Origin of the sequence: Bacillus cereus group sp. MYBK245-2, assembly GCF_051916145.1 — a bacterium.
GTDB lineage: Bacteria > Bacillota > Bacilli > Bacillales > Bacillaceae_G > Bacillus_A > Bacillus_A pacificus.
This window is the reverse complement of sequence record NZ_JBQAGB010000016.1, coordinates 1-26,280: the sequence shown is the minus strand read 5'-3', so window position 1 is coordinate 26,280 and position 26,280 is coordinate 1. Positions and strand designations below refer to the sequence as shown.

Below are 26,280 nucleotides of genomic sequence, written 5' to 3'. Positions count from 1 at the left end.
AAAAGCCCAATTTCTCATTAAAATTGAGAAATTAGGCTTTTTTCGTTGCTCCATTAAAGCGCCCTTTTCTGGAACAACAACATTTTCATTTAATGCTTTTTCATCCACTCTGATTTATTCAATATATAGTGATTATATAATTCATTTTCTATCGTTTGTTGACTCAGATAAGTAAATCCGCATTTTTCAATAACTTTATTTGATGAAACGTTGTTAATTAAAGCTACTGCGTTAATGACATCTAAATTTGTATTTGTAAACAAATAGTTAATCAATCCTTTAGACGCTTTAGTAGCGTATCCTTTCTTTTGAAATTCACTTGAAATGGCATACATAATTTCTCTATTCGGTGAAGGTAGCTCATCTTTAATGCCTGTACAGCACCAACCAATAAATTCATCTGTTTCCTTAATAAATACCCCTAGTTTTAAAAAATGACCATCTATGTTTGATGTATTTACAGCGGCATCAAGAAAGGCTTTATTTGCTGGTATTTCATAATTGGTAACCCAATCTACCCTTTGTTCTTTTGTTGATTTCCAGTCTGGCAAGAACTTAAATATTTCGGGTTGATTTGAAATTCTGTATATACTATCTGCATCTTTAATGGAAAACTCTTGGATATATATATATCCGCAATCTATTCTAAATAATCTTTCTGATGTTTTATGCTTCATAACTCTACCCCTTATAAGTCATATTTTCATTACTTCTTTTAGTGAGCAATCTTATTCCATTTAAACTCCCTTTTCCTTAATGATAATTATCTCAAAATTTAATTATTTATACAATCACTTATTCCAGAATATGGACCGATTGCGGAACAAAATTAAAAAAGCGCTTTTTATCAAAAAAGCAGCCTGCCAATATTTCTTAAACCCAATATTTGTTCCAAAACTCGTCCTTTTCTGAACACGCTTCTTTTTGATTTAAAAGAAGCGTGTTTTATTGTCTTATATGTAATAAAACTCTGTTCATTATTCTATGTTCAATAACCAATGTGTTTCTATCTTATGTTACAATGGTAATAGAGTAAAAATTAGAAAGAGTGATAATTGGTGTTAATTGGATATGCACGTGTATCTACAGGATTACAAAATTTAGATTTACAAACAGATGCACTAACTCAATATGGTTGTAAGAAGATTTTTCACGATAAAATGAGTGGAACAAAAAAACAACGTCCTGGTTTAGAGGAAGCAATTCATTATGCACGTGAAGGCGATACAATTGTAGTTTGGCGATTGGATCGTCTAGGACGCAACATGCAAGATTTGATCCAAATTGTGAATAACTTAAATAAACGTGGTATTGGTTTTCATAGTCTTCAAGAAAACCTAACAATGGATAAAAGTAATGCAACAGGACAATTGATGTTTCACTTATTCGCAGCTTTTGCTGAATTTGAACGTAATTTAATAGAAGAAAGATCGGCTGCCGGTCGAGTGGCAGCTAGAGCAAGAGGAAGGCTCGGTGGCAGACCAGAAAAGTTTGGATTGAAAGACATAGAAATGATGAAATCCCTAATTGAAAGTGGTACACCTATCAAAGATGTCGCAGAAAAATGGGGTGTATCTCGTACTACAATTTATCGCTATTTAGAAAGACAATAAATCGGAAAGGTGGTTATTAATGCAAAATGAACATCCTCCATTAACGGCTTATTCAGAAGAACAACGTCGAGAAGCAATGGTAAAGTATAAAATCATTGCGCCTTATCTTACCGATGAGAAAACATTAACTGTTATTATAAAAGAAACCGGTATTGCCAAAAGAACGCTGCAATACTGGATTCAGGACTATAAACAAAATGGATTAAAAGGTTTAATTCGAAAAACAAGAAGTGATGCCGGCAAAACACATTTAGAGCCAGAAGTTGTCGTGTCGATCGAACAATTGATATTGAAGTACAAAAGGAATTCATTAACGTCTATTCATCGGATGATTTGTGAGCAATGTCAGAAAAAAGGCTGGGAAAAACCAAGTTATTATCAAGTGCATAAGGTATCACAGTCCCTTTTGCCAAGCCTGAAGAAGTTAGCGCATGATGGCCAAAAAGCATACAACAATCAATATGATTTAATTCATCGAAGAGAGGCAAGCTACCCCAATGAAATTTGGCAAGCAGACCATACCCCATTAGACATTATAGTTTTAAATGAAAAAGGAAAACCAGAAAGACCTTGGCTAACAATCATTTTAGATGATTATAGCCGAGCAGTCGCTGGATATTTCTTAACTTTTGAAAATCCCTCTGCTATACATACATCTTTGGTCTTACACCAAGCAATATGGAAAAAAAGCAATCCCGATTGGAAAATATGTGGGATTCCTGAAATATTTTATACAGACCATGGGAGTGACTTTACATCCAACCATTTAGAGCAAGTAGCAGTTGATTTAAAAATTAATCTAGTTTTTTCTACAGTTGGTGTTCCAAGAGGGCGTGGGAAAATAGAGAGATTCTTTTTAACCATTAATCAATTGTTTCTGCAAGATTTACCCGGTTATTTGGGAAATCAGACTAGCACTTCACTTCTTACCATTAAAGAATTAGATGAAAAATTATCAAATTTCATTATAAGTAACTATCACCATAGGGTTCACAGTACAACAAAAAAAGAACCGATACAGGCGTGGAATAATTCTGGATTTCTTCCCAATATGCCTGAGAGTTTGGAAAGTCTTGATTTATTATTGCTAAATGTAGCGAAACCAAGGAAGGTTCATTCTGACGGGATTCACTTCCAAGGACTTAGATATATAGACACAAATCTAGCTGCATACATTGGAGAAACTGTCATTATTCGTTATAATCCAAGAGACATTGCGGAGATTCGAGTGTTTTATCAAGATAAATACTTATGTACGGCTATTTCCCCTGAAATCTCCGATTATACAGTAGATTTAAAAGAGATTGTTTCAGCACGAAATAAAATACGGAGAAGTCTAAAAAAGCAACTCGATTCTGGAAAAACTGTTGTAGAAGAAATTGCCTTGTCAAAGAAAAAGGATCTAGAGAACAAAATAAATGAACCTACCAAAAAGTCAAAGTCAAAGTTAAAGAGGTATTTCAATGAATAAAGGTCAAAAATTTATTGAAACAAAAGAATATAAGCGATTTGCCGAGTTTTGTGATGCATGTATCAAATATAAATATATAGGCATTTGTTATGGATTACCGGGTGTAGGAAAAACATTGTCCTCAAGGTATTATGCAAATTGGGATTCCATTGAAAAACAAATAGCTTATAAAACAGCAAATGAAATTGGCCAAGATGCAGATGAAAAAATACTTGAGGCTAGGACAATTTTTTATACAGCTCCAGCTGTACGAGCCACTAAAATGACTGACGAGATTCATACTATTGGAATTAGAATGAACATGGTAAGAACTATGTATAAAGTACTTACTAAGGGAGAAGAAGAAAAGTACTCCACTGACGCTTATGAAGATATCGACCTGATTATTGTTGATGAAATAGATCGCCTAAAAGTACAAAATTTAGAACAACTTAGGGATATCTACGATCGAAATGATATAGCGATGATATTAATTGGAATGCCTGGCATTGAAAAGCGATTAGCTCGATACCCTCAACTCTACTCTAGAATTGGATTTGCCCATGAATTTGATAAACTTAGTAAAGATGAAACCCATCATATTTTGGAATATAAATGGAGAGAGTTAGGACTTTCTATAAAGCTTGAGGACTTTTCCGATTATGAGGCAATAACTAGCATAATAAAGATTACTGGAGGGAACTTTAGGCTCATACAGAGACTGTTCACTCAAATTGAAAGAATACTCGAAATTAATAAGCTTGAAACAATAACAACAGAAGTTGTTGAAGCCGCACGAGATAGTTTAGTAATCGGAATCAAGTAAATAAAAACGCTATCGTTTTATATGATGATAGCGTTTTTATATTTACTTATAATGCAAAATATTACTTAAAACAAGCGCAAAATAACTCCAAAAGTGACATAGTAGACTGATAAAATCATAGTTAAGAGTGTCTCATAAGACTTATCTCAAAAATGAGGTGATATTTTGCGGAAAATTGGTTATATACGTGTCAGTTCGACTAACCAAAATCCTTCAAGGCAATTTCAGCAATTAAACGAAATCGGGATGGATATTATTTTTGAAGAAAAAGTTTCTGGTGCAACAAAGAATCGCGAGCAACTTCAAAAAATGTTGCAGGATTTACAGGAAGGCGACATTATTTATGTTACAGACTTAACTCGGATCACTCGGAGTACGCAGGATTTATTTGAATTGATTGATTTAATACGAAGGAAAAAGGCAAGCTTAAAATCACTCAAGGATACATGGCTAAATTTATCAGAGGATAATCCATACAGCCAATTCTTAATTACAGTAATGGCTGGTGTGAACCAATTAGAGCGCGACCTTATCCGTATGCGTCAACGTGAAGGGATTGAGTTAGCAAAGAAAGAAGGAAAGTTTAAGGGGCGTTTAAAGAAGTATCATAAAAATCACGCAGGGATGAATTATGCAGTAAAACTATATAAAGAAGGCGGCATGACTGTAAATCAAATTTGTGAAATTACTAATGTATCTAGGGCTTCATTATATAGAAATCTATCGGAAAGAAACAAATAGTTTGTCCTGATTCTATCAAAAGGTGTATTTTTTCACCAACATTTTTAGGCATGAAATGTCGGTAATTATTATCTATTTTGTTTTAAAGTAAATATTGAAAGGGAGTAAACTTATGGATTGGCTAGAAAGAATGAACAATGCGTTAAACTACATTGAAAATAGCCTGGATGAAGAAATAGACTACAAAGAGATTGCAAAAGCAGCTAACTGTTCTGAGTTTCATTTTTCAAGAATGTTCTCTTCAATCTCAGGTGTATCGCTATCAGAATATATTAGACGAAGACGGTTAACACTTGCAGCATTTGAAATTCAAAAAAGTGATATTCGGATCATCGATGTGGCAATTAAATATGGTTATATTTCTTCTGATACTTTCTCACGTGCTTTTCAAAAAATGCATGGGGTAACCCCTTCCAATGCTCGTAATAGAGGGGTACAGTTAAAAGCCTTTCCCAAAATTTCCTTTCAAATTTCTATTAAAGGAGATACCGAGATGGACTACAGAATTGAAAACCTTGATTTTGAATTAAGAATTGTCGGAAAAAGCAAGCCAGTAAAAACAAGCAGAGCATTTAAAACAATCCCTACGCTTTGGAACACTGCGAAAAAAGATGGATTTATGCAAGAACTAGTAGATATGTCATGGGAAAATCCAAAATGCACGCTTGAAAGCCTTCTGGGGGTTTGCGGAAAAGAAGCTGCCATCACAGATGAACAATTTTCCTATTTCATGGGCGTAAGATACGATGGGGAATCCCCAGAAAATATGGAGACGCTTATTATTCCCGCAAGTACATGGGCAGTTTTTCCGAACATAGTGGATGCATGGAAACGTTTATATTCCGAGTGGGTCCCTACCTCCGAGTATGAACTTGCAAATTTACCGTGTATAGAATGTTATTACGGTCCGAAGCATAAACCAAGACACGAACTCTGGGTCCCTGTTATCCCGAAGTAAATTACATATTCAGTAATAGAATGCTGTTTATGGAGTAACGAAAAAAGAGCCTAATTTCTCAATTTAGGTGATGGGAAATCAGGCTTTTTATATTGGAAATTCCTTATCGTTGTAAATCCGCATTTTCCTGACGCCACCCCGTTATGTACGCGTCAGTTCGACTAGCCAAAATCCTTCAAGACAATTTCGGCAATTGAACGAAATTGGAATGGATATTATTTATGAAGAAAAAACTTCAGGAGCCACAAAAGATCGTGAACAACTTCAAAAAATGTTAGAGGATTTACAGGAAGGTGACATTATTTATGTTACAGATTTAACTCGGATCACTCGAAGTACGCAAGATTTATTTGAATTGATTGATTTAATACGAAATAAAAAGGGAAGCTTAAAATCACTTAAGGATACATGGCTAGATTTATCAGAAGATAATCCATATAGCCAATTCTTAATTACGGTAATGGCTGGTGTTAACCAATTAGAGCGAGACCTTATTCGTATGCGTCAGCGTGAAGGAATTGAGCTCGCAAAGAAAGAAGGGAAGTTTAAAGGACGGTTAAAGAAATATCATAAAAATCACGCAGGAATGAATTATGCAGTAAAGCTATATAAAGAAGGAAATATGACTGTAAATCAAATTTGTGAAATTACAAATGTATCTAGAGCTTCTTTATATAGAAAGCTATCGGAAGGAAAAAAATAAGCATTCATTACTTATATTAAAAATTTCCGGGGATTGTGAAACAACGTACCTAACCAAGCAGGCTATTTCTATAAGGAAGTATCAATATTTGTTTATCTAACTAGGCACGATCATCAAAGGGTTCCGAGTACATTTTAACGGAGATATACGCTAAACTCAGATTTAAAGCAAGGCTGTATTTTCCGAGAACACTTTATAAAAAACAACCTTAGTCAATCACAAACGAAGGTTGTTTTTATAAAGTCATGGTCTAATTAAAACAATTGCTGTCCCAAGAGCATACTTGAGACTGAAAAGGCACCAGCAGGTGGTAAAACATTAGTATATATGGGAGGTCCCAAACGGGGTGTAAAGGTTGTAGCAATCCAATTTCCATATTCACCAGCCAGCAAAGAGGGAGGTTTCATTATAAACCGTCCACTTAAAACGAAATGCCGAATGCTTATAGCGGTCTCATCAAATATTGTCAAGTTGCCAAAAAAGGAGGCATATGGTGAATCGAAACTTATTTGTTTAGCGCTTTCGTCCCAATACCCATTAATCGGAATAGGTATACCACGAAAATTAACTGTACCTACTACTTTGTTGTCTACAATGGAATCAATGGTAAGTATACCTCTAATAATGGATCTCCCCGCAATAGAAGCATCAATCCCCCATACGGATGGAAAGGGGATACTAACTTTGGCTGTCTTTGGAATTTTCAAAATTAACCTCTCCTTGATTATTTTATGTATGGATTGAGTTGTATTTAATCATAATCCTGTAGTAATGATACAGTATATGCACAGAGAATCACTTAGGTGTTTTGTTAAGAAAGAAGCATCAATAATCAATCAGCCTACTGTCTAGATGAAAAGAGTTTGCCTGACCCACGAAAAATATGGAACATTAATTCCTGCTGCTCATACATATGGTCTCGCATTTGGAAAATTTCTTAGCTTTAAAATAAATCATCTGATTCAATGAAATGTAATGCCTATCATCACCTATTTTTATATGTACCTCAGACGAATTCCTATACCTCCGTTACTCTTCGATCATATTGTATTTGTACGAGGTGGTGTAAAATGTTTAAATTATATTTAGATCCTGGTCACGGGGGAGTGGACCCAGGAGCTATTGGCAATGGGATGCAGGAAAAAGAAATTACCTTAAATATTTCCCATAGCATCCGGAATCTCTTGGAAAACCATTATGAAGGCCTGCAAATTAAAATGAGTAGAACAGCAGATATTACGCGCAGCTTGAAAGAACGTACAGATGATGCGAATGCTTGGGGTGCAGATTATTTTCTATCCATCCACGTTAATGCATTTAACGGTTCAGCTCATGGGTATGAAGATTATATTCATAACAGTTTGTCTGATTCATCGAGAACAGCGTTAATTCGGGACATTATGCATGAAGAAATTGTCAAAGTAAATAACTTGCATAACCGTGGTAAAAAAAAGGCCGATTTCCATGTACTGCGAGAAACCAGAATGCCCGCTTTATTAACGGAGAACGGATTTATTGATCATGCAAGCGATGCCCAAAAATTAAGAGACCCGAATTGGCGGCAAGCGGTTGCCCAAGGGCATGTTAATGGGTTAGCACGCGCGTTTAATTTGAAGAGAAAATCGACTAATCTGAAAAGCAATATGGCTATTAAACGTGTAATTGTTGACGGTGTGCAAGTAGGTGCTTACGCAGAAGAAGAAAATGTGTTGAGAACTGTAAAACGCAACCTGAGAACAGCACAAAGGATTATTATTGAAAATGTGTAGTTTCGTTGGGAAAACGGTTGCTTGACTGCGAGCACCTTAAAGTTTTATCAAAATGGATAACTAGGCTGGATGAACAAAATATACGCTAAGCCTTTGATGTGACGGGCTTAGCATTTTTTTCTTGCTCTAAGTTAGTCCGGCCGATATAAGCCAGGACTAGCTTAATATCAGATGAATAGAACGAAGTTGTTGAGGGAATTATAGGGGTACAGCCAACATTTCGGAAGTTTTGTACGCTAAGCGAATTTTAACTAAAAAAAGTCGAATTCCTGTACGCTAAGGAACCGACTTTTTTTAACTGACTTGTTCAACTAAACAAGCTACCGTTTGAAATAGAACTTTATACTTCACTATTAATAAGGATTTCACAAGTTAAATTAAGTTAGAATCTTTCCATATTCTTATACAATTAACTAAGGTTTTTTTTTGGAAAGAAAGTTTATATATATCTGGCATAGCAAGCTTCTTCCAGAATTCAAAATCGTATTGTTCATCAAAATAATTCATCATTAGTACCATAATATTTCCATGTGTTCCTACAACAACATTTTTGCCTTCATATTTATCTAAAGCCATTTCAATGCCTTTAATTCCTCTTTGTTGGGCACTCTTGTTTGACTCTCCACCTTCCCAAGAAAAATCAGGGTTGTCCCAAACCTTTCTAATTGCTTGCTCAAAATCATTAACATCTTCCTTCGTTAGCTTTCTTTCTTTAAATTCATCTACAATTTGAATCTCCCTGCCCAGTGTTAATGCTATTCCTTCAACCGTTTGTATAGCCCTTAAATATGGACTTGAGATAACATGATCAATGTTTTCTTCTCTTAGTAACTCTTTGACTTTGTAAGCATCTTTTAGTCCTTTTTCTGATAAGGGTCTTTTTAATTCCTCTGGTGTGTAAGTAGAATGGGCATGTCTAACCAAATACAAATTTGTTAGCATTGGAACCTCCTAATAATATGTATAATTATTTATAAATCCTTTTTTGTGGAATCACTCCTCTAACACCACCTGTGGGGTCATTAATATCGTTAAAGTATCTTGGTATTAAGTGTATGTGACAATGAAAAATCGTTTGACCTGCTGTCTCCCCACAATTCACTCCAATGTTGTAACCTTCCGGTTTATACCTTGAATCCAATAATGATTTACTTCTCTGAAAACAACGGTGGTAAAATCCCTAATAACAACGGTGTGAAATTCCCCAATAATAACGGATAATTATCTCAAAAACAACTTGGAGTGTAGAGAGATAATGATCAAGGATGGGGAATTTTTTATGATTAAAGAGTATCACTCAAAAGGTTGGACTCAGATTGCTATAGCAGAATTAACAGGCTTTGATCCAAAAACAATACGAAAATACTTAAATCAAAATGAGTTACCAAAGAAAAAAAAACAACCTCACGGTAAATTGAAAACAAGCCTTTTAGATCCATATAAAGACTATTTATTAAGACGGTTAAAGGAAGGTACCACTAACTGCGAAGTGCTTCTTGAGGAAATTCAATCTATGGGTTATCCAGGAAAGATGACTATTTTAAGAGATTTCATCAGACCTTATCGCCAGAAACCAAAGAAACAATCGAGTATCCGTTTTGAAACACCTCCTGGAAAGCAAGCACAGATGGACTGGGCAGAGATTGGAGAACATGAGGTTGATGGGAAGAAACAAAAGCTTTATGTATTTATCATCGTTTTAGGTTACTCCCGTATGAAATACATGGAAATTACAAATACGATGAATATGGAGCAGCTAATGAAATGCCACATGAATGCATTTGCCTATTTTAACGGCGTTCCTGAACACATACTCTATGACAATATGAAAACGGTAGTCACCTTACATAGTCCAACACAAATACGTTTTAATCGAAAGTTCGAAGAATTCCTAGCTTACTATGGAGTTGTTCCGAAAGCGTGTAAACCAGCAAGACCACAAACCAAAGGGAAAGTAGAAAGTGCGGTTGGTTACCTTAAGAAGAATTTTCTGCAAAGAAAACAAAAGAATACACTTCATGAGATGAATGAGATGTTAAGTGGATGGCTGGACAAAGTGGCCAATAAAAAACCGAATCAAACGACGCTTGAGCCACCTCTACAGCGTTTTGAAGAGGAACAAAAACACTTATTACATTGGAATACGAGACCCTTATTCCCAATAAGTAAATGGAAGGTTACTTACGTAACGGAAAGCAGCATGATTTCTTATAATGATCGAAACTATTCGGTTCCTTATCGTTATAAAGGGATGGAAGTAAAGGTGAAGGAAACTCTTGATCATCATTTAGAGATCTATTTTGATCTAGAGTGCATCGCTACTCATCCGATTATTTCTGGGATCAATAAATCATTAACGGATATCAACCACATAAAGAACATAAAAAAAGAGCCAGATGTGACACAAAACGGTTTGGCGACCCGTCACATTCAGCCCTCTAATCATGAAGTGGAACAACGTTCACTTCACGTGTATGAAGAACAATTAAAAGCTGGTGATCACAAATGAACGCACAACTTATAACTGAACGTCTTAAGAAAGTTGGCTTGGTTTACATAGCCAATCAATTAGATGGCATCCTAGAAGATGCCTCTAAACATAATGTAACATATTCTGAATTTCTAAACACCCTTCTTCAACATGAAATTGAACACAAAGAAGGTGCAGCACTAGAAACTAGAATAAAGAAATCAAAGCTACCGTTTCACAAGACTATCGAAGACTTTGACTTCTCATTTCAACCAAGTGTTAGCGAACGGCGTGTAAAAGAAGTAATAACTGGTCGTTATATTGAGAATGGAGAAAATATCTTATTATTAGGACCGCCAGGTGTTGGTAAAACCCACTTGGCGATAGGTTTCGCTATCGAAGCACTTCGTCAAGGATACACAGCTTACTACACCCGGGCCGATGATTTCATTACTTCCTGCCGCAAGGCAGAACAAAGGGGAACCACTTCTCGCCTGGTCCGATCGTTAAGTAGGTGCGATGTACTCATAATTGATGAAATGGGATACTTTCCGTTTGATGAGTTAAGTGCAGATTTATTCTTTCGTATCATTTCAAAACGTTATGAAAAAGGGTCAATTATTTTAACCTCTAACAAATCGTATATTGAGTGGGGGAAAATATTTGGCGATGACGTCCTAGCAACAGCGGTTTTGGATAGATTGTTGCATTACTCCACAACTTTCAATATCAAAGGACAATCATTTAGACTTCGTGAAAAGCAAAAAGCCGGCATACAACCGGCCGTTAATTAGTAATAGGGAATTTTGGACCGCTGAAATTAGGGAAAATAGAACCGCTGTTGACATCTCAATACTAATTTATCTATTGAAAGTTTTTCTTCAATAGTTAAACCAAAATAATCCTCACAGTGTCTCTTCGGTACTATTAACATATGACCTTTATTTACTGGGAATTTATCATAAAAACATTTAGCTTTATCATTTTCAAATACAACACTTTCAATATGGCCTAGTCACAGGGTTGCTGCTCTAGTCCGTCAGATGATTTACATAAAATGTAATTTCTGCAACCGACTTACTGAGGCAACCCTATAGCGCCTTGTCTAAATACCTATACAGCGTGGTCTTACTGATACCAGTCGCCACTGTAATTTGCTTAATTGTATAGTCTTTACTCTTATACATCTTAACAGCCATTTCCACTTTATCTTCTTTCTTAGTAGGTCTCCCACCTTTCTTTCCTCTTGATCTTGCTGCTTGAAGACCAGACTTTGTTCGTTCAGGGGTCCCGCCAACCAAATGACATAAAACCCACGTTAAGACATTTTTTGGAATTCAAATCCTTGATTTAGGTACGCTAAGGGTTGTAACTAAAATGAATATTTTTGCTATAGACGGCAATATTAGGGTGAGTACCAGCGAAGCTGTCACCATTTGCAATAAGGATACGTTAAGATTACAATAAGTTGTTTAAGTTTAACACTTACAATACGCATATCCACCGTACTGTTTTAGATTGATAATATATATTTTCATACTTAGATTCCATTATTATGTATAATAAAGTTAAAAAAATAATGACGCCACTTATGGAGAGTGTATTATGTCAAAAAATGATTCTACCAATTTCGTTTTACATGCAAAAAGTGACCAATTTTACTGGGAAGGAATTGGCCAACTGTCCATAAAAACATTTTCAAATGGTAAAGCCCATTATAAGACTAATAAAGGCATGTTTGCTGTTGAAGAAAGTAGATACCTACTCCTTAATAAAGGTTCATACACAATTTCAATTGATGAAACGAAGGATGTGGAATCTTTTTGTATTTTCTTTAAAGATGGGTTTGAAGCCGAGGTCTTTAATTCATTAAAAGAAACAAACGATAATCTTCTAAACGATCCATTTATGGATACGAGTTCTATTGTTTTTTTTGATAAAACCTATCATAAAAATAATACTTTATCTTTTCAACTTGAAACTTTCAAACATATTTTACCTAGTCTCGAAATTAATTCTGTTGGTTATGAGGAACAATTTCATAAGTTAATGCAATATATTTTGAATGAACATTTTAATACATACAAGGAAGTTGAATCTTTAAGTGCAATAAGGACCTCTACACGTGAAGAATTATATAGAAGGATATGTATAGCCCATGATTACATAAGAGCTTATTATGACAAAACTATTAAATTAAATGACATTGCACGAATTTCTTGTCTATCTCCAAATCATTTATTAAGAACATACACACAAATATATGGTAAAACTCCTCATCAGCATATTTCAGAGTTTAGAGTAACAAAAGCAAAACAACTATTATCAGAATTAAGTAATAATATGACCGATATAACCTTTAAACTTGGATTTCAAAATCCTGTATCCTTTAGCAAAATGTTTAAGCAACATGTTGGCATATCTCCTAAAGAATATCGAAAAAAGGTGATATTGGATAAGAAAAATTAGGTAAAATAATTTATCCTTTTAATAATAAGATATTTTGAAGGGAGCAAATTTTTATGGAAACTAATATAATCCAAAAAATTGGACAAATTGGAGTACCTGTAAAAGATTTAAATAGAGCACTAGATTTTTATAAAGAAAAATTAGGTCTCTCACTTTTGTTTAACACTAATAGTATGGCATTCTTTGAATGCAACGGATTGCGTCTCATGTTAACACTTCCAGAAAAAGAGGAATTCGCTCTTTCAAGTTCAGTAATTTATTTTGAAGTAAATAATATTAAAGATACTTATGAACGCTTATTAGGTAAAGAAGTTACTTTTATCGACGAACCACATGTTGTAGCTAAAATGGGACAAACAGAAACATGGATGGGTGTTTTTGCCCATCCCCCCGAAAAGGTGGAATAAGGAGTACCTCACTGAAAGATTAGGGAAGTACTCCTTAAACATCGCTTACTCTGTTTCCGATATTACGTTTAATTGGGCTAATTCTTGAATAATTGCATCCAAATCAACAGACTCTTGTTGTATATTAAACTCGTATCTTCCATAGAAGTTAATATGTTGCCATGCAACTGGGGATATTTTTTTCATAACATCCGAATCTAGAGCCTTTGTTTCTCTGTAAGCCAACATATTAGATAAAATACTGGCATTGTAATAAATAATGCAATTGGAGAGTAAGCGACTGCATTCGCCCCAAATATGTTGATCATTTTCATTTTTGAAACGTAATTTTCCAAAATTGGCAAAGGATACTGCTTTGCGTAATTTATGATAACTTTCCCCTCGATTTAATGCCTTTTGAACATTCCGGCGTAAAGGGGGAGAATCAATATAATCCAAAAAATATAGACTTCTTATGATGTTATCGTACTCCCATAAAGCACGTTTGGTTTTGTTCTTCCGTGCATAAGCGCTTAGCTTACCAATAATAATGCTTTGTGTGGTTGTTTTAACTGCAAGGGATAACATAATTCGTTGAATATTTTCCCATTCCTCTATAATAAGATTCGTATTAATCTTTCGAACTGGCTTGATCAGGTTATCTCCATATTGGCTTGGATGTTTGAATCCGTAAAGAGATTTGTTGACCTTATCGTGAATATCCTTGTAGCGAGGCGCAAACTGATAACCAAAAAAGTTCAGGATAGCAAAATTCACTTCATTGGTTCCATGTGTATCCGTGGAATGCACATCAGGCTGAATATCAGTTGTGTTGTTAAATAAAATATCAAATACATAATGACTTTCATGCTCATTGGCCCCAATAATTCGAGCATTAACAGGGATATGGTTGGCTACCATTGTGTAGGAAACAATCCCTTTACCAAGACCAAAGTATTTAGGTGAATGACGGGAATTAATGGTATTGATTCGAGTCTCAACTTTCTGCCCGTCACTACTAGAATGAATCGTCTCCCCAATGTCATAATGTTTAAAGATTGGGAGTTTGGCTATTGCATTACTGATACAATCATTCGCTTCTTTTAAAGTCTCCAGACGAATAAAGTTATCAGATGTGGCAGCCAGTAACGGATAGCTAATATCAGAAATTTCCCCCATTCTCCCTAACCCCATGTTGGTTCCCCAAGCAATCAGACAGGCGACAAGAATTCGATTGTCTTTATTCTGTTTGGCATAACGTCCCAAGATGTGCTCAAATGAGTCAAGGAATTGACAGTGCTGTTGAACAAAATGCAAGACACTCCTAATGTCTATTTGCTTTAATGTATCGTAGAATGAGTGATTAATAGATTCTGTGTCACGAGTATAAGGTAATGTCCATCGGGTATGTGAACCCCGTTTTTTGATTTGAAGATGCTCATTTTTCCCAGATGAAATACTCTGGTTAACTTTAGTAATGCGATCTTCTAATCGCTTCTCAAGCTCCACTAAATGACTATGAATGGGTTGGTTGAAAATCGTCAGACCAGTGTCAGCGATCAACATTTCTTTCTGTTCCCATTGACGATCATTGATCAGGTCATCCTCAAAACTGCGAAATCGGATACTATCACGACAAAAAATATCTCCTGCTTCCAAACGGTTGCGTAGGAGGCGATAGACTAAAAATTCATATCGATCTGCTAAAATTGTTTTTTGTTCATAGATATAACGCTTCACACCATCGGATATGAAACCATTTGGCAAATCATCTGAGTGATATTGTCCTAACGCTTTATTCTTATTAAAAGCAGTTTTCATAAAATTCACTGCTTTAATTAATGGATCATTTGGTGAAGGAGCTACGAAATCAACCTGCAAAAATATAGGTCTTAAATAACGTTTAAATCGTCGTGCCTGCTGACCAATATGTTCCCATTGGAAGGCAGTTTCATCATATTTTATATTTGTAGTAATCTGTTTGGCTACGGATTCCAGTTTCTGACGTTCCAAAATAGTAAATGCACGGTCTTGAATATCCCTAAAGGGAGTATTGGCAGGAATATGATCATCAGTGAATATTTTAAGCAGTTCCCCTGCTTTTTTGATGTCTTGATTACTCTCTGTATAGCACTCGTAAACTCGTTCTTTTGCTGCTAATTTAGCTTCATCTGCATACCCCCTTACACTATATATGAGGGTATTGATCAGGTTGTCATGCATCCGTTGATAACGATGGGATACAAAACATAACAAATAGACATAAACAATCCATACATTCAGCCGTTTGAGCTTGTAGACAGAGTAGTAACTTACTAATGAAGCATAGTACTTGATGCTTTCGTTGGAAATACCTAACTTTGGTAACAGTTCTTGAGCAAGGTAATATAAATGCTGTATTTGTTTACCACGATTCATTTCAAGCTTTATTTCAGTGGCGCTAAAGTCTTTCGGTTCGTGTTTCAGTAGTGTTATTTCATACAGCCCTGAAGAATCTTCAAGTAATCGATCTAAGGATTCCATATCATTCTGTTTTAGATGATCCTGCATCAATGAAATTAATCGGTTTTGCTCATGGGTTATTGCCTGTCCTGTCATATCTTGCATAAAACTATAGCCAGGAACAACAATGCAGTTTTCAGACAAATAATTCATGATTTCTCGAAAGATGTAAATCGGCTTACCACAAAACGCCGCAGACTTTTGAGCTTTTTCCTCCATCTTACGCCGTTCTTCGGCACCGCAACTGTGGTAGTTAAATAATTTAAGAATCAATTGTTGTTGTTTTAACCTAGTGGACTTATCAATTGAACTCAAGTCATCAATTTGACTGTTGTTGAAATGTTCCTTCAGAATATATTGAAGATCCTCTTCTACCTCATGGAGGTCAAATGTAAAAAATAGTTGTCTGGCTTTGAAATAACCCAGTTGTAAAACGAAATAAGCCTTAGATTTGACAGAACGCAATGTGTGTAGCAGCTCTTTCTCTGGCTGTGAAAGAGAAAAATAAGAACAGCGATCTTCGTATGAGAAACCTGGTCTGTCATAAATGATCTTTACTTCATCTTCGCTAAGAATCCTCAACCGTTTTTGGGTAGTTGTATTATTCTCCATATTCATATTCCAATCTCAAATTCCCTGACTACTTTATAAAATGAGTTCTTTTTCAACCCAAGTAAACACATGAACTCAACGCCCGTGATCTCTTTATTTTTCCACTTCGGATAGTGAGAATCTAATAATTGGCGCTGTTCATGGGAAAGGGTCCGTAAATTAAGCTTTGGTCGTCCCAAATGTCTACCTTGAGATTTGGCGAGCGCTATGCCTTCGGCTTGGCGCTGTTTGATTTTTTTTCGTTCTTGTTCGGCCACATAAGAGAGAAGGTTTAGAAACTGATCTTCCATTAACTTTCCGATATCTCCCATCTCTCTATATTTACGACTATCAAATAACGTTTCGTTTTCCAACACGACAATATCTGCTTGAATGTTCCTTGTAATGTGTTTCCATTCATAGATAATCCCTTCGTAATCCCTCCCCAATCGATCTAGGGCATCCAGATAAAGGAGATCCCCTTTCCGCAGGATACGCTTCATCGTCTGGTAGCTGGGGCGATTAAAGTCTTTTCCACTTTGTTTATCAACAAAGATCATTCGCTCTTCGATGCCTAAAGCTAACATTTTTTTGATTTGACGTTCTTCATTCTGATCTGTAGATGAAACGCGAACATAACCGATCTTCACAATGAACTTCCTCCAGAAGATATATTTTCTTCTACTATTTTACTATATTTAGTTTCTAAAGGTATGACGATTTTAGTAAACGTTTATAAAAATATTTTCATAGATTTATAAACGCAAGAACCACCCTTTATTAGACAGGTTTTAAAAGTACACCTTTATAAACAAAAAAGAACCCAAAGAATTGAGTGTGGAATTTTTGCTCCACGTACGGACCATTTAGTTGAACAAGAGATAAATTAAATAGCTAAGGATTGTGAAGTATTTTATAATGATGAATGCTTTTTATTTTAGTCTAAAAATAAGAATAAAAGGGGTTGTTTAAAAAAAACAATAATATATTGCATATGGATAATGATTTATTGTAAAACGATAAATAAGTGAGGTGCATTTTTATGAAACGAGGAACAACTGTTTTTTTAAAGATAGCTGTTTTTCTTATTGGGATTACGGTACTCGCCTTGTGTATATTTTGGTTGCCTTGGTTAGCAAATGATACGGCAGAAATGTTTCCGGAGTTTGCTTTTTTGCAATATCCTGTATTAATCGGTTTGTATGTAACTGTGATACCATTTTTCCTTGCTCTGTATCAAGCTTTAAAACTTTTAAACTACATTGAAAATAACAATGCTTTTTCGGAATTGTCTGTAAAGGTTTTGAAATATATAAAATACTGTGCAATTACAATCAGTATCTTATATTTGATAGGGACCATCGTTCTTATGTCTCAAAACGCCTTACACCCAGGAATAGCAATTATCGGATTAACAATTATTTTTACTTCTGTTGTTATTGCAGTCTTCACTGCGGTTCTTCAGAAATTATTAAAAAACGTTTTAGATATAAAATCAGAAAATGATTTTACGGTCTGAGGTGAAACAGTGGCAATTATAATCAATATCGATGTGATGTTAGCTAAAAGAAAAATGAGTGTAACAGAACTATCTGAAAGAGTTGGAATCACAATGGCTAACCTTTCTATTTTGAAAAATGGAAAGGCTAAAGCGATTCGATTATCAACTTTAGAAGCTATTTGTAAGGCATTGGACTGTCAACCTGGGGATATTCTTGAATATCAAAGTGACATTGACAATCAAGAATCAACCATTTGATAGTTTAAACACATTAAGAAGGAATGTCATAAAATTGTTGAATTTTAACTAATGATAGTTGGCTAAAAGAGAGGAATGGACTAAATGGCTAAAGAAATGTTTGTGCAAATAAGTGATTGTAAACTATATGCTAAATTGATAGGGGAAAATAATGGAAAACCAACAATAATAATGGACGCTGGATATGGAGACTTTTCCAAGGCTTGGGATTCAGTAATTGGGGATATTTCAATGCTCTCTAATGTTCTAATTTATGATAGAGCAGGACTTGGGAAAAGTGAAACAAGTTCAAACCCCAGAACCAGCCGTGAGATGGTAAAAGAATTGAAGGAACTTCTTATTGAAGCCAATATTAAACCTCCGTACATATTAGTTGGTCACTCATTTGGTGGAGTTAATATGCGGATATATGCAACTGAATATCATAATGAAGTTTGCGGACTTGTCTTAGTTGACTCTACGCCTGAAGATTACAGAGAAAGATTTCTCCCAACGATGTCACAAGATTTTCAACAAGCATACAACAAGCAATTTGTTTATGAAGGCAATTATGATGAATTTATGGAAAGTCTAAAGCAATTAAAAGAAACCAGACTTAAATTAAATGTCCCATTAATTGTTCTTTCAGCTGGTAAGAAAGCTCATTATTCAAAGGAATCACAAGAGTTATGGAATGACATGCAGAGAGAGATTCTTGAAATATCCTCAGATGGTGAATTGGTGATTGCTGAAAACAGTGCTCATTTTATACAAAATGATGAACCAGAAGTAGTAGTTAGTGCGATAAAAAAGCTAATTGACATTTTTAAAAATTAAATTGTGGAGGATAATACTTAAACCTTAAACTCCCTCAGTTTAATACGATTTTCTCCCAACCCAAATACTCGCTATCGGGGTGCGTTAGTTTATTAAGTAATTTTATGGAAGAGGTCAGAATTTAGTTATTCCATTAAATGGCGCTATTCTTGCATAAGGAAGCGCCTTTTAACGGGGATTTGTTTTTAGGGAGATCCCTTAATCCACCTTTTCGAGGGGATGGGCAAAAACACCCAAGTTATTTTTATCTATATTGTGTTTATTGTAGCAGTAAATATTTTAGGGAAATCAGCTCTAGCCCAACTTACCCCTCATGATTTTGGAGCGATTCTTTTTTTATCTTAATCGAAAGTTAAAGGAAAGTAGATATCCTTTACCTGAGCTGTTGTCTAATTTAAGAACAACAGGATATCCGGATATTCACGATAATGAATATGCGATTTTGGAAGCAACAGGTGAAATTAGCATTTTTCCAAGAAAAGAATTAGTTCCTATTACTCCAAAAGATTTACATATGAAAGTGGAATACCGCGGATTACCCATAGCCGTTGTCATTGAAGGGAAAGTGCAAAAGCGTAAATTAAAATTTATCAACAAAAATGAAAAGTGGTTAAAGGAAGAACTAAAGGCAAAGGGATATCTTCAAATCAAAGATTTTTTTTATGCTGCTGTTAGAGATACCGATCATTCATTAACCATTAACAAAAAAGATGTTAACGACTAATTTTAAGACGATTTCCTCCCAATATAAATTAATGTTTTCTCTTATTTACTTCTTATTGCATTTACCACTTTCATTTTCCAAATTTATAAAAAATTATACCTATATTTAGGAATTTACCAGATGGTAATTTTCAAAATCACTAAGTCTCTAGTTAGGACAGTGCCCAGATCATTACGCCTTTCTTGATGTCAGAACTTTCCCAACCTTAATTCTCTTTTTTTCGTTCTTAATATCTTATACAAGTTCTTATAAAGGTAGTCCATAATATATAACAGACAATCCCTTCATATTCCATACGTATACTGGTTACATAGTTTGTACATGTTAAGAGTAACAGAAGGAGGGATTCCAGTTGGAGTGGATTTTTTATCTATACCTGTTAAATACGTTCTTTATCTTATTCATAGCAATTTGGGAAGTTCGTCGGCCTGCCAAGGCTTTGAATTGGATAATAATCGTCCTTTTTTTACCTGTCATTGGTTTCTGGCTATATCTTAGCATATCAAACCCTAAGTTTATTCATCGAAAAAGATTGACCTGTTCTAAAAATGAATCTAACAAATTACCTGAGACATTCGGTGCTTCAGCATCGGTAATTGCCAATGCTTTACGGCATTTCACTGTGAATGGGCTTCGAATGGGCCAAGTCCAAGTGTTTAACAATGGGATAGCAAAATATGATCAACTCCTTGTATCCCTGCAAAAAGCCCAAGAAACCATTGATCTGGAATATTTCATCTATCGGAACGACCAAATTGGTAATCGAATCACAGAACTGCTAATCGAAAAAGCATTAAATGGAGTGCAGGTTCGTTTTATGAGAGATAGCTTGGGGAGTTATAAATTCCCGCGTGAAAAAATCCGGCAGATGGTTGAAGCAGGGATAGAATGCAGGACAATATTTCCTCTGCGATTTCCCTGGATTTTGTCCAATTGGAATTATCGGGATCATTGTAAGATTGTGACGATTGACAGAAAGGAATCCTTTACTGGCGGTATGAACGTTGGGTATGAATATACAGGATTAAAGCCAGACGTAGGATTTTGGAGGGACACTCATTTGCAAATTATAGGGGAAGCAACAGGCGACTTGCAGACTGTTTTTGATGTTCATTGGGAAATCGCTGTGCCGGAAAGGATAAAATCAAAAACAAATTTGAAAACAAAATCAGAGGTAACGAAAATCAATTCAATCGGCAGAGCAGATCATTCCAAATGGTCAGCCGAATTGGGATCAGAGTTGAGCACCCTTGATGATAAAAAAATGGACATATCCGGAAAAACTAGGACATTGCATAAAGCGTATATCCATACGTTGGAAGGAAACCCTGGAATTCCTACCCCAGTCATTCGGCAAGCTTACTTTATATGTATAACACAGGCGACCAAGACTATTGATTTAACAACACCCTATTTTGTACCAGAAACGGATATTATCATGGCATTAAAGACAGCAGTAACTCGTGGTGTCCGTGTAAGATTGCTGGTTCCTCGCCACAATAATCAAAAAATCGTGGGTCTTGCAAGCCGTACTTATTACGGAGAACTTATAGAAGCTGGAGTTCAAATCTACCAGTACGACAAAGGAATGATACATGCGAAGGTGTTGACCATCGATGAGGAGATTGCTGCCGTAGGCTCAGCAAACTATGATATGAGAAGTTTTCGCCTGAATTATGAGGTGTGTCAAGTCGTGTACAGTGCTGATGTGACAAGGGAACTCACAGAGCAGTTCGAGAGGGATCTTACTGATTCTGTACCATTAAGAATTGAAGACTTGGTGCAACGATCCCTGACCGAGCGCATTGTTGAACAGGGTGCTCGCGTGCTTTCTCCATTATTATAAGTTGAAAAAACCGGTATTATTTATCTTTCTGATTTTAATTAGCTTACATGTTGTAATATAAATATTTTAAAACATGAGGATTTTTGAAATCGAGTGAAATATAAAATGGAGGAATAAATTTTGGGTGAAGTTTTTTTGGGTTTACTGGCAATCAAAGTCATAGTAGGTTTTGCAACTTTATTTTTTATCATTATCATAACAGGCAGAACATCCATCTATCAGTTAAACCCCGTTTCACTTAGTTTTTGTGTTAGTACTTGGAGATTTTTTAGGAAATAACATTTATGAAGATAAGGTAGGGATTTTTCATTTTTTATATGCCATCGGATTGTGGACGTTTCTTATGTTGGGAATAGAGTTTATGACTCTAAAAAATAAATCGACACGTTCTCTCTTATTAGGCAATCCTAACATCATCATTCGAGATGGTGTTATGGACAGAAAGTTACTTACAAAGAACAAATTGGATGTAAATCAAGTATTGAGTATACTCCGTCAAAATAATGTCTTTTCAGTTCGCGAAGTCAAATACGGTATATTGGAAGCTAATGGGCAAATAAGTTTATTATTAAAATCCAAGTATCAAAAACCAGATCTCAATCTTCCAGAAAGTCCAGTAGACCTCCCAACATCGTTAATTATAGATGGGGAAATTTTATGGGATAATTTACATGAACTCGGATTTGATCAACAGTGGTTAGATAACCAATTAACTACCAATGGATATGATAATGTAAAGCGTATACTTTACGCAGATTGGCGAGAGCGTGAAGGCATACATGTAAGTCCTAAATAAAATTTGTTAGGATAAGAGCACATCAATTTTCTTGGTGAATATAAACTTTAGTCTTCAACAATCAGGCGCTTTAATGAAGTAACTAAAGCCTAATTTTTCACTTATAACACCGAGAAATTAGACTTTTTATATTTTGGTTTCCTTAACGTTGTAAATCCGCATTTTCCTGACGCTACCCCGTTATGAAAAAAATATCCCCAGTTGCATGGCAACATATTAACTTCTATGGAAGATACGAGTTTAATATACAACAAGAGTCTGTTGATTTGGATGCAATTATTCAAGAATTAGCCCAATTAAACGTAATATCGGAAACAGAGTAAGCGATGTTTAAGGAGTACTTCCCTAATCTTTCAGTGAGGTACTCCTTATTCCACCTTTTCGGGGGGATGGGCAAAAACACCCAACTACTTCTCTTCGTCTTTTTACTACTCGTATACTTTTAGACATAATAAAAAAAGAGCCCCCTATCTGAAACGAATTTCAGACGGAAGCTCTCCGCATATGTACTATCATTATCTTCATTTGGTTACACGTAGCACCTTTTTACTATGCGACAATAATTCGCTAATGCCTACGTAGGACGTTTGCGGTTTGTTCCCGCTCAAGTTAAGCGTTAAAAACTCCGACAAACAGCTTTATACCGCACCCTAAAGCACATTTGGTTTCCTTTGTCATATAAGACGTGGTACCGGAAACCACCGCTCTATCCGACTGAGCTATGGGCGCATGATAATAGAAAACACTTCATTTTCTTCTCATAATAATAGCAATAAAATCCATCTAAATCAATAAAAATATCCCCGTAATCCTTTATGACGCTTAGTTATGAGTATATTAACAAAGCACCCCCCTAAATTTTCCAATCATAAATTCACCCCAACTCACAAATTATAATCTTTGAATTGATATTCCAAAGGGGGCTTCATTCAATGACTGTAATTACGAAATTAAAACAAACTGTTTCTGGATTAAAAAGTGCACAAGCTAGCTTAGAGGGATTCGCTCTTGATACGGATAACCAACAAGCTAAGCAACTTTTCCAAACAGCTGCACAGCAAACACAAACGATTATCGATTCTTTAAACCCACGCGTTGAAGAAGTCAAACAAGAAGAACCACAATACTCACAGCAATAACGAATCAGTCTTGCTGTGAAATAGAAAAAGGATGATATGCAGTCATCCTTTTTCTATCACATTACATATTGCAATAGAAATGGAATGATAAATATGCAAAAACTCGGACTCATAACCGTATTATTTGCCCTTCTATTTAGCTCTTTTACCGGATGTGATAATAGTCCTTTAGATAAAAAAGTGAAAGAAGAAGCAAAACGAACGGAGAAAGAGAAAGGTCCAAAGTTAACAAAAACGAGTATGGAATCCTTTAATCAATCTATATCACAAGGAGCCAAGAAAAGAGCTCTCACTATGGATGAAATTATAAAAAGTACAGCAGTAAATTCAAATTTAGATCTCTACATAGCAGTTACACCTGAGCATCACGAAAGATTTGGATTAAAACCTCTCCGTAAGAAGCTCCAAAAGCAGCTAAGTGATGAGCACCCCACTTTCGATGTTCGTGTAAGTACAGATAAAAAAATCTTTATGTTACTTGAAAAGCTTGAAAGAAAAATTAAGGAAAAGAAAGTATCTAAAGATGAAATTAATAAACAATTAAAATTCATTGGTAAAAAAATGGAGTCTAACACTTAACGCTTTTTAAAAGAAAAGGAAGGTTTGCAATGTCTAGTAAAGATAAAAACTTAACCCCTGTGCAACAGGAATATAAAAAATTCGAGCAAGAACGCGAACCGAAGCGTCCTGTCTTAAAAAACTGTATAAAAGCCTTTTTCGTTGGTGGTTTCATTTGCCTAATTGGGCAACTCATTTCTACTTTTTATATTACGTATTTCGATTTCACTGAACGCTCAGCAGGGAATCCAACAGTCGCAACTCTTATTTTCATCTCCATGTTATTAACTGGATTTGGTATATACGATCGGTTTGGTCAATTTGCCGGAGCAGGCACAGCTGTACCTGTCACTGGATTTGGTAACTCCGTTATTGCCGCATGTATCGAACACCGCACAGAAGGTTTTGTACTCGGCGTTGGTGGTAACATGTTTAAATTAGCTGGTTCTGTTATTTTATTTGGTGTATTTTCCGCTTTCGTCATCGCACTTATTAAAACGATTCTCGTTCAATGGGGAGGGCTATAAATGTTACAAGGACACCGAACGTGGGTATTTGAAAACAAACCAGTTATTATTTCGACGGGAGTCGTTGGCGGGCCGTTTGAAGCTAAAGGCAAAATTCCAGAAGACTTCGATACCCTCCATGAAGATTTATGGCTCGGACAAGATTCCTATGAAAAAGCACATAAAATTTTGTTCGAAGAAGCTTGTAGCCGCGCTACTGAAAAGGCAAAACTTCGTAAAGACGATATTCAATTTGTACTCGCAGGCGATTTAATTAATCAAATTACCCCTACAAGCTTTGCTTGCCGTACACTGGGCACTCCTTATCTCGGACTATTCGGCGCTTGTTCTACTTCTATGGAAGGTTTAGCACTTGGAGCAAGTATCGTAAATGCAAAAGGCGCAAAATATTTATTAACTGGTGCATCCAGTCATAATACAGCTGTAGAAAAACAGTTCCGCTATCCTACCGAATATGGTGGGCAAAAACCACCTACCGCGCAGTGGACAGTAACCGGAGCAGGAGCTGCTATTTTAAGCGATACTGGACACGGTCCTAGGGTAACATCTGCCACAATCGGACGAGTGGTTGATATGGGATTAACAGATCCATTTAATATGGGAGGTGCAATGGCTCCAGCTGCCGTTGATACAATTGAAGCCCATTTACGCGAACGACAAATTGATGCCTCTTACTACGATTTAATCGTAACGGGTGACCTCGGACATGTAGGACGCGAAATTGCTTATGACTTATTACATAAACACGGAACGAAAGTAACGAGCGAACAGTTTCAAGATTGCGGGCTGCTCATTTATAGAGAAGGGCAACCTGTCATCGCTGGCGCTAGTGGACCAGGGTGTTCCGCAACGGTCGTATACGGTCACTTATTAAACCGAATGAAAAGAGGAGAGTTTAATAAAATACTTGTCGTTGCGACAGGCGCTTTACTATCTCCACTTACATTCCAACAAGAAGAAACGATTCCGTGTATCGCTCATGCCGTTTCGATTGAATTTGGAGGTGCAACGCAATGATTTTTTTCTGGGCTTTCGTCATTGGCGGACTTATATGTGTAATCGGCCAACTTATGTTTGATGTTGGAAAGCTAACACCAGCTCATACAATGGCAACACTCGTTGTTGCTGGAGCTATATTAGATGGATTCAATTTGTATGAACCATTAATTGATTTCGCTGGAGCTGGGGCTGGGGCAACTGTACCTATTACAAGCTTTGGTAATGCCCTCGTTCACGGTGCAATGGAAGAAGCTGCAAAACATGGCATCGTTGGCGTTATTACCGGCATGTTTAAAGTAACAAGCGCCGGTGTATCCGCAGCTATTATTTTCGGCTTCATCGGAGCATTGCTATTCAAACCGAAAGGATAAGGTGTTCGTATGACAGTTATCGCTAGCGTCAAAACCTGCCTTGCTAGTGTAAGGGGCGCTCAAGCAAGTTTGAGCTCCCTTTCACTACATTCACAGGACGCAAAATCAAAACGTGTATTTCATGAATGTATGTTAGAAATGGAGAGCATCATCGCGGATTTACAAAATAGAGTTTCAGTATTAGAACGTGAAGAACCTCAATATAAAGGGTTTTAAGTAGACTGGAGGAAATGACTATGTCTCACCTGCCGGAATGGACACTTGTCA

30 protein-coding genes and 2 pseudogenes are annotated in these 26,280 nt (G+C 35.9%); 24 read left to right on the top strand and 8 right to left on the bottom strand.

Annotated features, from left to right (window positions below; genetic code table 11):
* Positions 1–89: 89 nt before the first annotated feature.
* On the bottom strand, positions 90–677 hold the full coding sequence (locus ACTFRN_RS22135) for a GNAT family N-acetyltransferase (protein ID WP_000681199.1): 588 nt from the start codon (positions 675–677) through the stop codon (positions 90–92).
* Between the two features lie 381 nt (positions 678–1,058).
* Here ACTFRN_RS22135 and ACTFRN_RS22130 point away from each other — a divergent pair, with 381 nt between their 5' ends.
* The 6 genes from ACTFRN_RS22130 (at position 1,059) to ACTFRN_RS22105 (ending at position 6,291) form a co-directional block, all read left to right on the top strand.
* Positions 1,059–1,613, top strand: coding sequence for a recombinase family protein (locus tag ACTFRN_RS22130; RefSeq protein WP_061114642.1), 555 nt, complete (start codon positions 1,059–1,061; stop codon positions 1,611–1,613).
* Between the two features lie 19 nt (positions 1,614–1,632).
* Positions 1,633–3,084 carry a Mu transposase C-terminal domain-containing protein gene (locus ACTFRN_RS22125; RefSeq protein ID WP_001178744.1) on the top strand — a complete coding sequence of 484 codons (1,452 nt, stop codon included), beginning with the start codon at positions 1,633–1,635 and terminating at the stop codon, positions 3,082–3,084.
* Positions 3,077–3,889, top strand: a complete 813-nt coding sequence (locus tag ACTFRN_RS22120) for an AAA family ATPase (protein WP_001032575.1) — start codon at positions 3,077–3,079, stop codon at positions 3,887–3,889. Before ACTFRN_RS22125 ends, ACTFRN_RS22120 begins: the two co-directional genes overlap by 8 nt.
* A 165-nt stretch (positions 3,890–4,054) precedes the next feature.
* Positions 4,055–4,630, top strand: a complete 576-nt coding sequence (locus tag ACTFRN_RS22115; protein WP_001226074.1) for a recombinase family protein — start codon at positions 4,055–4,057, stop codon at positions 4,628–4,630.
* A 112-nt stretch (positions 4,631–4,742) separates the two neighbouring features.
* On the top strand, positions 4,743–5,588 hold the full coding sequence (locus tag ACTFRN_RS22110; RefSeq protein ID WP_000383881.1) for an AraC family transcriptional regulator: 846 nt from the start codon (positions 4,743–4,745) through the stop codon (positions 5,586–5,588).
* 127 nt (positions 5,589–5,715) lie between these two features.
* A complete protein-coding gene (locus tag ACTFRN_RS22105; RefSeq protein ID WP_033656251.1) occupies positions 5,716–6,291 on the top strand; it encodes a recombinase family protein in 576 nt (191 codons plus the stop codon).
* A gap of 254 nt (positions 6,292–6,545) precedes the next feature.
* Here the strand turns inward: ACTFRN_RS22105 and ACTFRN_RS22100 are convergent, their stop codons facing one another.
* Complete coding sequence (locus ACTFRN_RS22100) at positions 6,546–6,998, bottom strand: hypothetical protein (protein ID WP_000701227.1); 453 nt, start codon at positions 6,996–6,998, stop codon at positions 6,546–6,548.
* Positions 6,999–7,361: 363 nt separating this feature from the next.
* On the opposite strand from ACTFRN_RS22100, the gene ACTFRN_RS22095 reads away from it, so the two are divergent.
* Entirely contained in the window at positions 7,362–8,060 is a 699-nt protein-coding gene (locus ACTFRN_RS22095) for an N-acetylmuramoyl-L-alanine amidase family protein (RefSeq protein ID WP_000475617.1), read from the top strand.
* A gap of 372 nt (positions 8,061–8,432) precedes the next feature.
* Here ACTFRN_RS22095 and ACTFRN_RS22090 read toward each other — a convergent pair whose 3' ends face one another.
* On the bottom strand, positions 8,433–9,002 hold the full coding sequence (locus ACTFRN_RS22090) for a histidine phosphatase family protein (protein WP_000957215.1): 570 nt from the start codon (positions 9,000–9,002) through the stop codon (positions 8,433–8,435).
* A gap of 25 nt (positions 9,003–9,027) precedes the next feature.
* The gene (locus tag ACTFRN_RS22085; RefSeq protein WP_014315595.1) at positions 9,028–9,201 is read right to left on the bottom strand and encodes an HIT family protein; all 174 of its coding nucleotides are present in this window, start codon (positions 9,199–9,201) and stop codon (positions 9,028–9,030) included.
* A 114-nt stretch (positions 9,202–9,315) separates the two neighbouring features.
* Between ACTFRN_RS22085 and istA the strand changes: the two genes are divergently transcribed.
* Positions 9,316–10,569, top strand: a complete 1,254-nt coding sequence (istA, locus tag ACTFRN_RS22080; RefSeq protein ID WP_000588560.1) for an IS21-like element ISBce16 family transposase — start codon at positions 9,316–9,318, stop codon at positions 10,567–10,569.
* Positions 10,566–11,324, top strand: a complete 759-nt coding sequence (gene istB / locus ACTFRN_RS22075; RefSeq protein WP_000993737.1) for an IS21-like element ISBce16 family helper ATPase IstB — start codon at positions 10,566–10,568, stop codon at positions 11,322–11,324. The genes istA and istB overlap by 4 nt, the downstream gene beginning before the upstream one ends.
* Positions 11,325–11,350: 26 nt before the next feature.
* On the opposite strand, the gene ACTFRN_RS22070 is transcribed toward istB, so the two are convergent.
* Both ACTFRN_RS22070 and ACTFRN_RS22065 read right to left on the bottom strand, forming a co-directional pair.
* Positions 11,351–11,536 carry an HIT family protein gene (locus ACTFRN_RS22070; protein WP_078214948.1) on the bottom strand — a complete coding sequence of 62 codons (186 nt, stop codon included), beginning with the start codon at positions 11,534–11,536 and terminating at the stop codon, positions 11,351–11,353.
* A gap of 85 nt (positions 11,537–11,621) precedes the next feature.
* A pseudogene (locus ACTFRN_RS22065) lies at positions 11,622–11,813 on the bottom strand (helix-turn-helix domain-containing protein); the annotation flags it as partial.
* A gap of 322 nt (positions 11,814–12,135) precedes the next feature.
* Here ACTFRN_RS22065 and ACTFRN_RS22060 point away from each other — a divergent pair.
* A complete protein-coding gene (locus tag ACTFRN_RS22060) occupies positions 12,136–12,999 on the top strand; it encodes a helix-turn-helix domain-containing protein (protein ID WP_000041618.1) in 864 nt (287 codons plus the stop codon).
* Between the two features lie 53 nt (positions 13,000–13,052).
* Entirely contained in the window at positions 13,053–13,406 is a 354-nt protein-coding gene (locus tag ACTFRN_RS22055) for a VOC family protein (RefSeq protein WP_000449611.1), read from the top strand.
* Between the two features lie 45 nt (positions 13,407–13,451).
* On the opposite strand, the gene ACTFRN_RS22050 is transcribed toward ACTFRN_RS22055, so the two are convergent.
* Together ACTFRN_RS22050 and ACTFRN_RS22045 are read right to left on the bottom strand one after the other, a co-directional pair.
* Positions 13,452–16,499, bottom strand: coding sequence for a Tn3 family transposase (locus ACTFRN_RS22050; RefSeq protein ID WP_012477907.1), 3,048 nt, complete (start codon positions 16,497–16,499; stop codon positions 13,452–13,454).
* Between the two features lie 2 nt (positions 16,500–16,501).
* Positions 16,502–17,128: a recombinase family protein gene (locus tag ACTFRN_RS22045; RefSeq protein ID WP_000690663.1), complete on the bottom strand. Its 627-nt coding sequence runs from the start codon at positions 17,126–17,128 to the stop codon at positions 16,502–16,504.
* 392 nt (positions 17,129–17,520) lie between these two features.
* Between ACTFRN_RS22045 and ACTFRN_RS22040 the strand changes: the two genes are divergently transcribed.
* From ACTFRN_RS22040 to ACTFRN_RS21980, 13 genes and pseudogenes are all read left to right on the top strand, one after another.
* On the top strand, positions 17,521–17,997 hold the full coding sequence (locus tag ACTFRN_RS22040) for a DUF2975 domain-containing protein (RefSeq protein WP_000820334.1): 477 nt from the start codon (positions 17,521–17,523) through the stop codon (positions 17,995–17,997).
* 9 nt (positions 17,998–18,006) lie between these two features.
* Positions 18,007–18,237 (top strand): helix-turn-helix domain-containing protein, encoded by a 231-nt coding sequence (locus ACTFRN_RS22035; protein WP_000974627.1) that lies wholly within the window; start codon positions 18,007–18,009, stop codon positions 18,235–18,237.
* 84 nt (positions 18,238–18,321) lie between these two features.
* Complete coding sequence (locus tag ACTFRN_RS22030) at positions 18,322–19,053, top strand: alpha/beta fold hydrolase (RefSeq protein ID WP_001040756.1); 732 nt, start codon at positions 18,322–18,324, stop codon at positions 19,051–19,053.
* A 219-nt stretch (positions 19,054–19,272) separates the two neighbouring features.
* Positions 19,273–19,777 (top strand): annotated as a pseudogene (locus ACTFRN_RS22025) (DUF421 domain-containing protein).
* 352 nt (positions 19,778–20,129) lie between these two features.
* Entirely contained in the window at positions 20,130–21,623 is a 1,494-nt protein-coding gene (locus tag ACTFRN_RS22020) for a phospholipase D-like domain-containing protein (protein ID WP_000454745.1), read from the top strand.
* A 247-nt stretch (positions 21,624–21,870) separates the two neighbouring features.
* Positions 21,871–22,419, top strand: coding sequence for a DUF421 domain-containing protein (locus ACTFRN_RS22015; protein ID WP_002029079.1), 549 nt, complete (start codon positions 21,871–21,873; stop codon positions 22,417–22,419).
* Positions 22,420–22,601: 182 nt separating this feature from the next.
* Positions 22,602–22,742 (top strand): hypothetical protein, encoded by a 141-nt coding sequence (locus ACTFRN_RS22010; RefSeq protein ID WP_000724271.1) that lies wholly within the window; start codon positions 22,602–22,604, stop codon positions 22,740–22,742.
* A 609-nt stretch (positions 22,743–23,351) separates the two neighbouring features.
* The gene (locus ACTFRN_RS22005; protein WP_000216164.1) at positions 23,352–23,558 is read left to right on the top strand and encodes a DUF1657 domain-containing protein; all 207 of its coding nucleotides are present in this window, start codon (positions 23,352–23,354) and stop codon (positions 23,556–23,558) included.
* A 93-nt stretch (positions 23,559–23,651) separates the two neighbouring features.
* Positions 23,652–24,137, top strand: coding sequence for a YhcN/YlaJ family sporulation lipoprotein (locus ACTFRN_RS22000; protein WP_001170598.1), 486 nt, complete (start codon positions 23,652–23,654; stop codon positions 24,135–24,137).
* 29 nt (positions 24,138–24,166) lie between these two features.
* Positions 24,167–24,643 carry a stage V sporulation protein AC gene (spoVAC, locus tag ACTFRN_RS21995; RefSeq protein WP_000095403.1) on the top strand — a complete coding sequence of 159 codons (477 nt, stop codon included), beginning with the start codon at positions 24,167–24,169 and terminating at the stop codon, positions 24,641–24,643.
* Positions 24,644–25,660, top strand: a complete 1,017-nt coding sequence (spoVAD, locus tag ACTFRN_RS21990) for a stage V sporulation protein AD (protein ID WP_000938965.1) — start codon at positions 24,644–24,646, stop codon at positions 25,658–25,660.
* On the top strand, positions 25,657–26,013 hold the full coding sequence (gene spoVAE / locus ACTFRN_RS21985; protein ID WP_440038526.1) for a stage V sporulation protein AE: 357 nt from the start codon (positions 25,657–25,659) through the stop codon (positions 26,011–26,013). Before spoVAD ends, spoVAE begins: the two co-directional genes overlap by 4 nt.
* Positions 26,014–26,022: 9 nt before the next feature.
* On the top strand, positions 26,023–26,229 hold the full coding sequence (locus ACTFRN_RS21980; RefSeq protein WP_000215902.1) for a DUF1657 domain-containing protein: 207 nt from the start codon (positions 26,023–26,025) through the stop codon (positions 26,227–26,229).
* The last annotated feature ends 51 nt before the right edge of the window (positions 26,230–26,280 follow it).

What these genes read in the sequence shown, in the direction of transcription:
- ACTFRN_RS22135 (WP_000681199.1), bottom strand. Translation starts at nt 677, where the DNA reads ATGAAGCATAAAACATCAGAAAGATTATTTAGAATAGATTGCGGATAT.
- ACTFRN_RS22125 (WP_001178744.1), top strand. Translation starts at nt 1,633, where the DNA reads ATGCAAAATGAACATCCTCCATTAACGGCTTATTCAGAAGAACAACGT.
- ACTFRN_RS22120 (WP_001032575.1), top strand. Translation starts at nt 3,077, where the DNA reads ATGAATAAAGGTCAAAAATTTATTGAAACAAAAGAATATAAGCGATTT.
- ACTFRN_RS22110 (WP_000383881.1), top strand. Translation starts at nt 4,743, where the DNA reads ATGGATTGGCTAGAAAGAATGAACAATGCGTTAAACTACATTGAAAAT.
- ACTFRN_RS22095 (WP_000475617.1), top strand. Translation starts at nt 7,362, where the DNA reads ATGTTTAAATTATATTTAGATCCTGGTCACGGGGGAGTGGACCCAGGA.
- ACTFRN_RS22090 (WP_000957215.1), bottom strand. Translation starts at nt 9,002, where the DNA reads ATGCTAACAAATTTGTATTTGGTTAGACATGCCCATTCTACTTACACA.
- istA (WP_000588560.1), top strand. Translation starts at nt 9,316, where the DNA reads ATGATCAAGGATGGGGAATTTTTTATGATTAAAGAGTATCACTCAAAA.
- istB (WP_000993737.1), top strand. Translation starts at nt 10,566, where the DNA reads ATGAACGCACAACTTATAACTGAACGTCTTAAGAAAGTTGGCTTGGTT.
- ACTFRN_RS22060 (WP_000041618.1), top strand. Translation starts at nt 12,136, where the DNA reads ATGTCAAAAAATGATTCTACCAATTTCGTTTTACATGCAAAAAGTGAC.
- ACTFRN_RS22055 (WP_000449611.1), top strand. Translation starts at nt 13,053, where the DNA reads ATGGAAACTAATATAATCCAAAAAATTGGACAAATTGGAGTACCTGTA.
- ACTFRN_RS22050 (WP_012477907.1), bottom strand. Translation starts at nt 16,499, where the DNA reads ATGGAGAATAATACAACTACCCAAAAACGGTTGAGGATTCTTAGCGAA.
- ACTFRN_RS22040 (WP_000820334.1), top strand. Translation starts at nt 17,521, where the DNA reads ATGAAACGAGGAACAACTGTTTTTTTAAAGATAGCTGTTTTTCTTATT.
- ACTFRN_RS22030 (WP_001040756.1), top strand. Translation starts at nt 18,322, where the DNA reads ATGGCTAAAGAAATGTTTGTGCAAATAAGTGATTGTAAACTATATGCT.
- ACTFRN_RS22010 (WP_000724271.1), top strand. Translation starts at nt 22,602, where the DNA reads ATGAAAAAAATATCCCCAGTTGCATGGCAACATATTAACTTCTATGGA.
- ACTFRN_RS22005 (WP_000216164.1), top strand. Translation starts at nt 23,352, where the DNA reads ATGACTGTAATTACGAAATTAAAACAAACTGTTTCTGGATTAAAAAGT.
- ACTFRN_RS22000 (WP_001170598.1), top strand. Translation starts at nt 23,652, where the DNA reads ATGCAAAAACTCGGACTCATAACCGTATTATTTGCCCTTCTATTTAGC.
- spoVAC (WP_000095403.1), top strand. Translation starts at nt 24,167, where the DNA reads ATGTCTAGTAAAGATAAAAACTTAACCCCTGTGCAACAGGAATATAAA.
- spoVAD (WP_000938965.1), top strand. Translation starts at nt 24,644, where the DNA reads ATGTTACAAGGACACCGAACGTGGGTATTTGAAAACAAACCAGTTATT.
- spoVAE (WP_440038526.1), top strand. Translation starts at nt 25,657, where the DNA reads ATGATTTTTTTCTGGGCTTTCGTCATTGGCGGACTTATATGTGTAATC.
- ACTFRN_RS21980 (WP_000215902.1), top strand. Translation starts at nt 26,023, where the DNA reads ATGACAGTTATCGCTAGCGTCAAAACCTGCCTTGCTAGTGTAAGGGGC.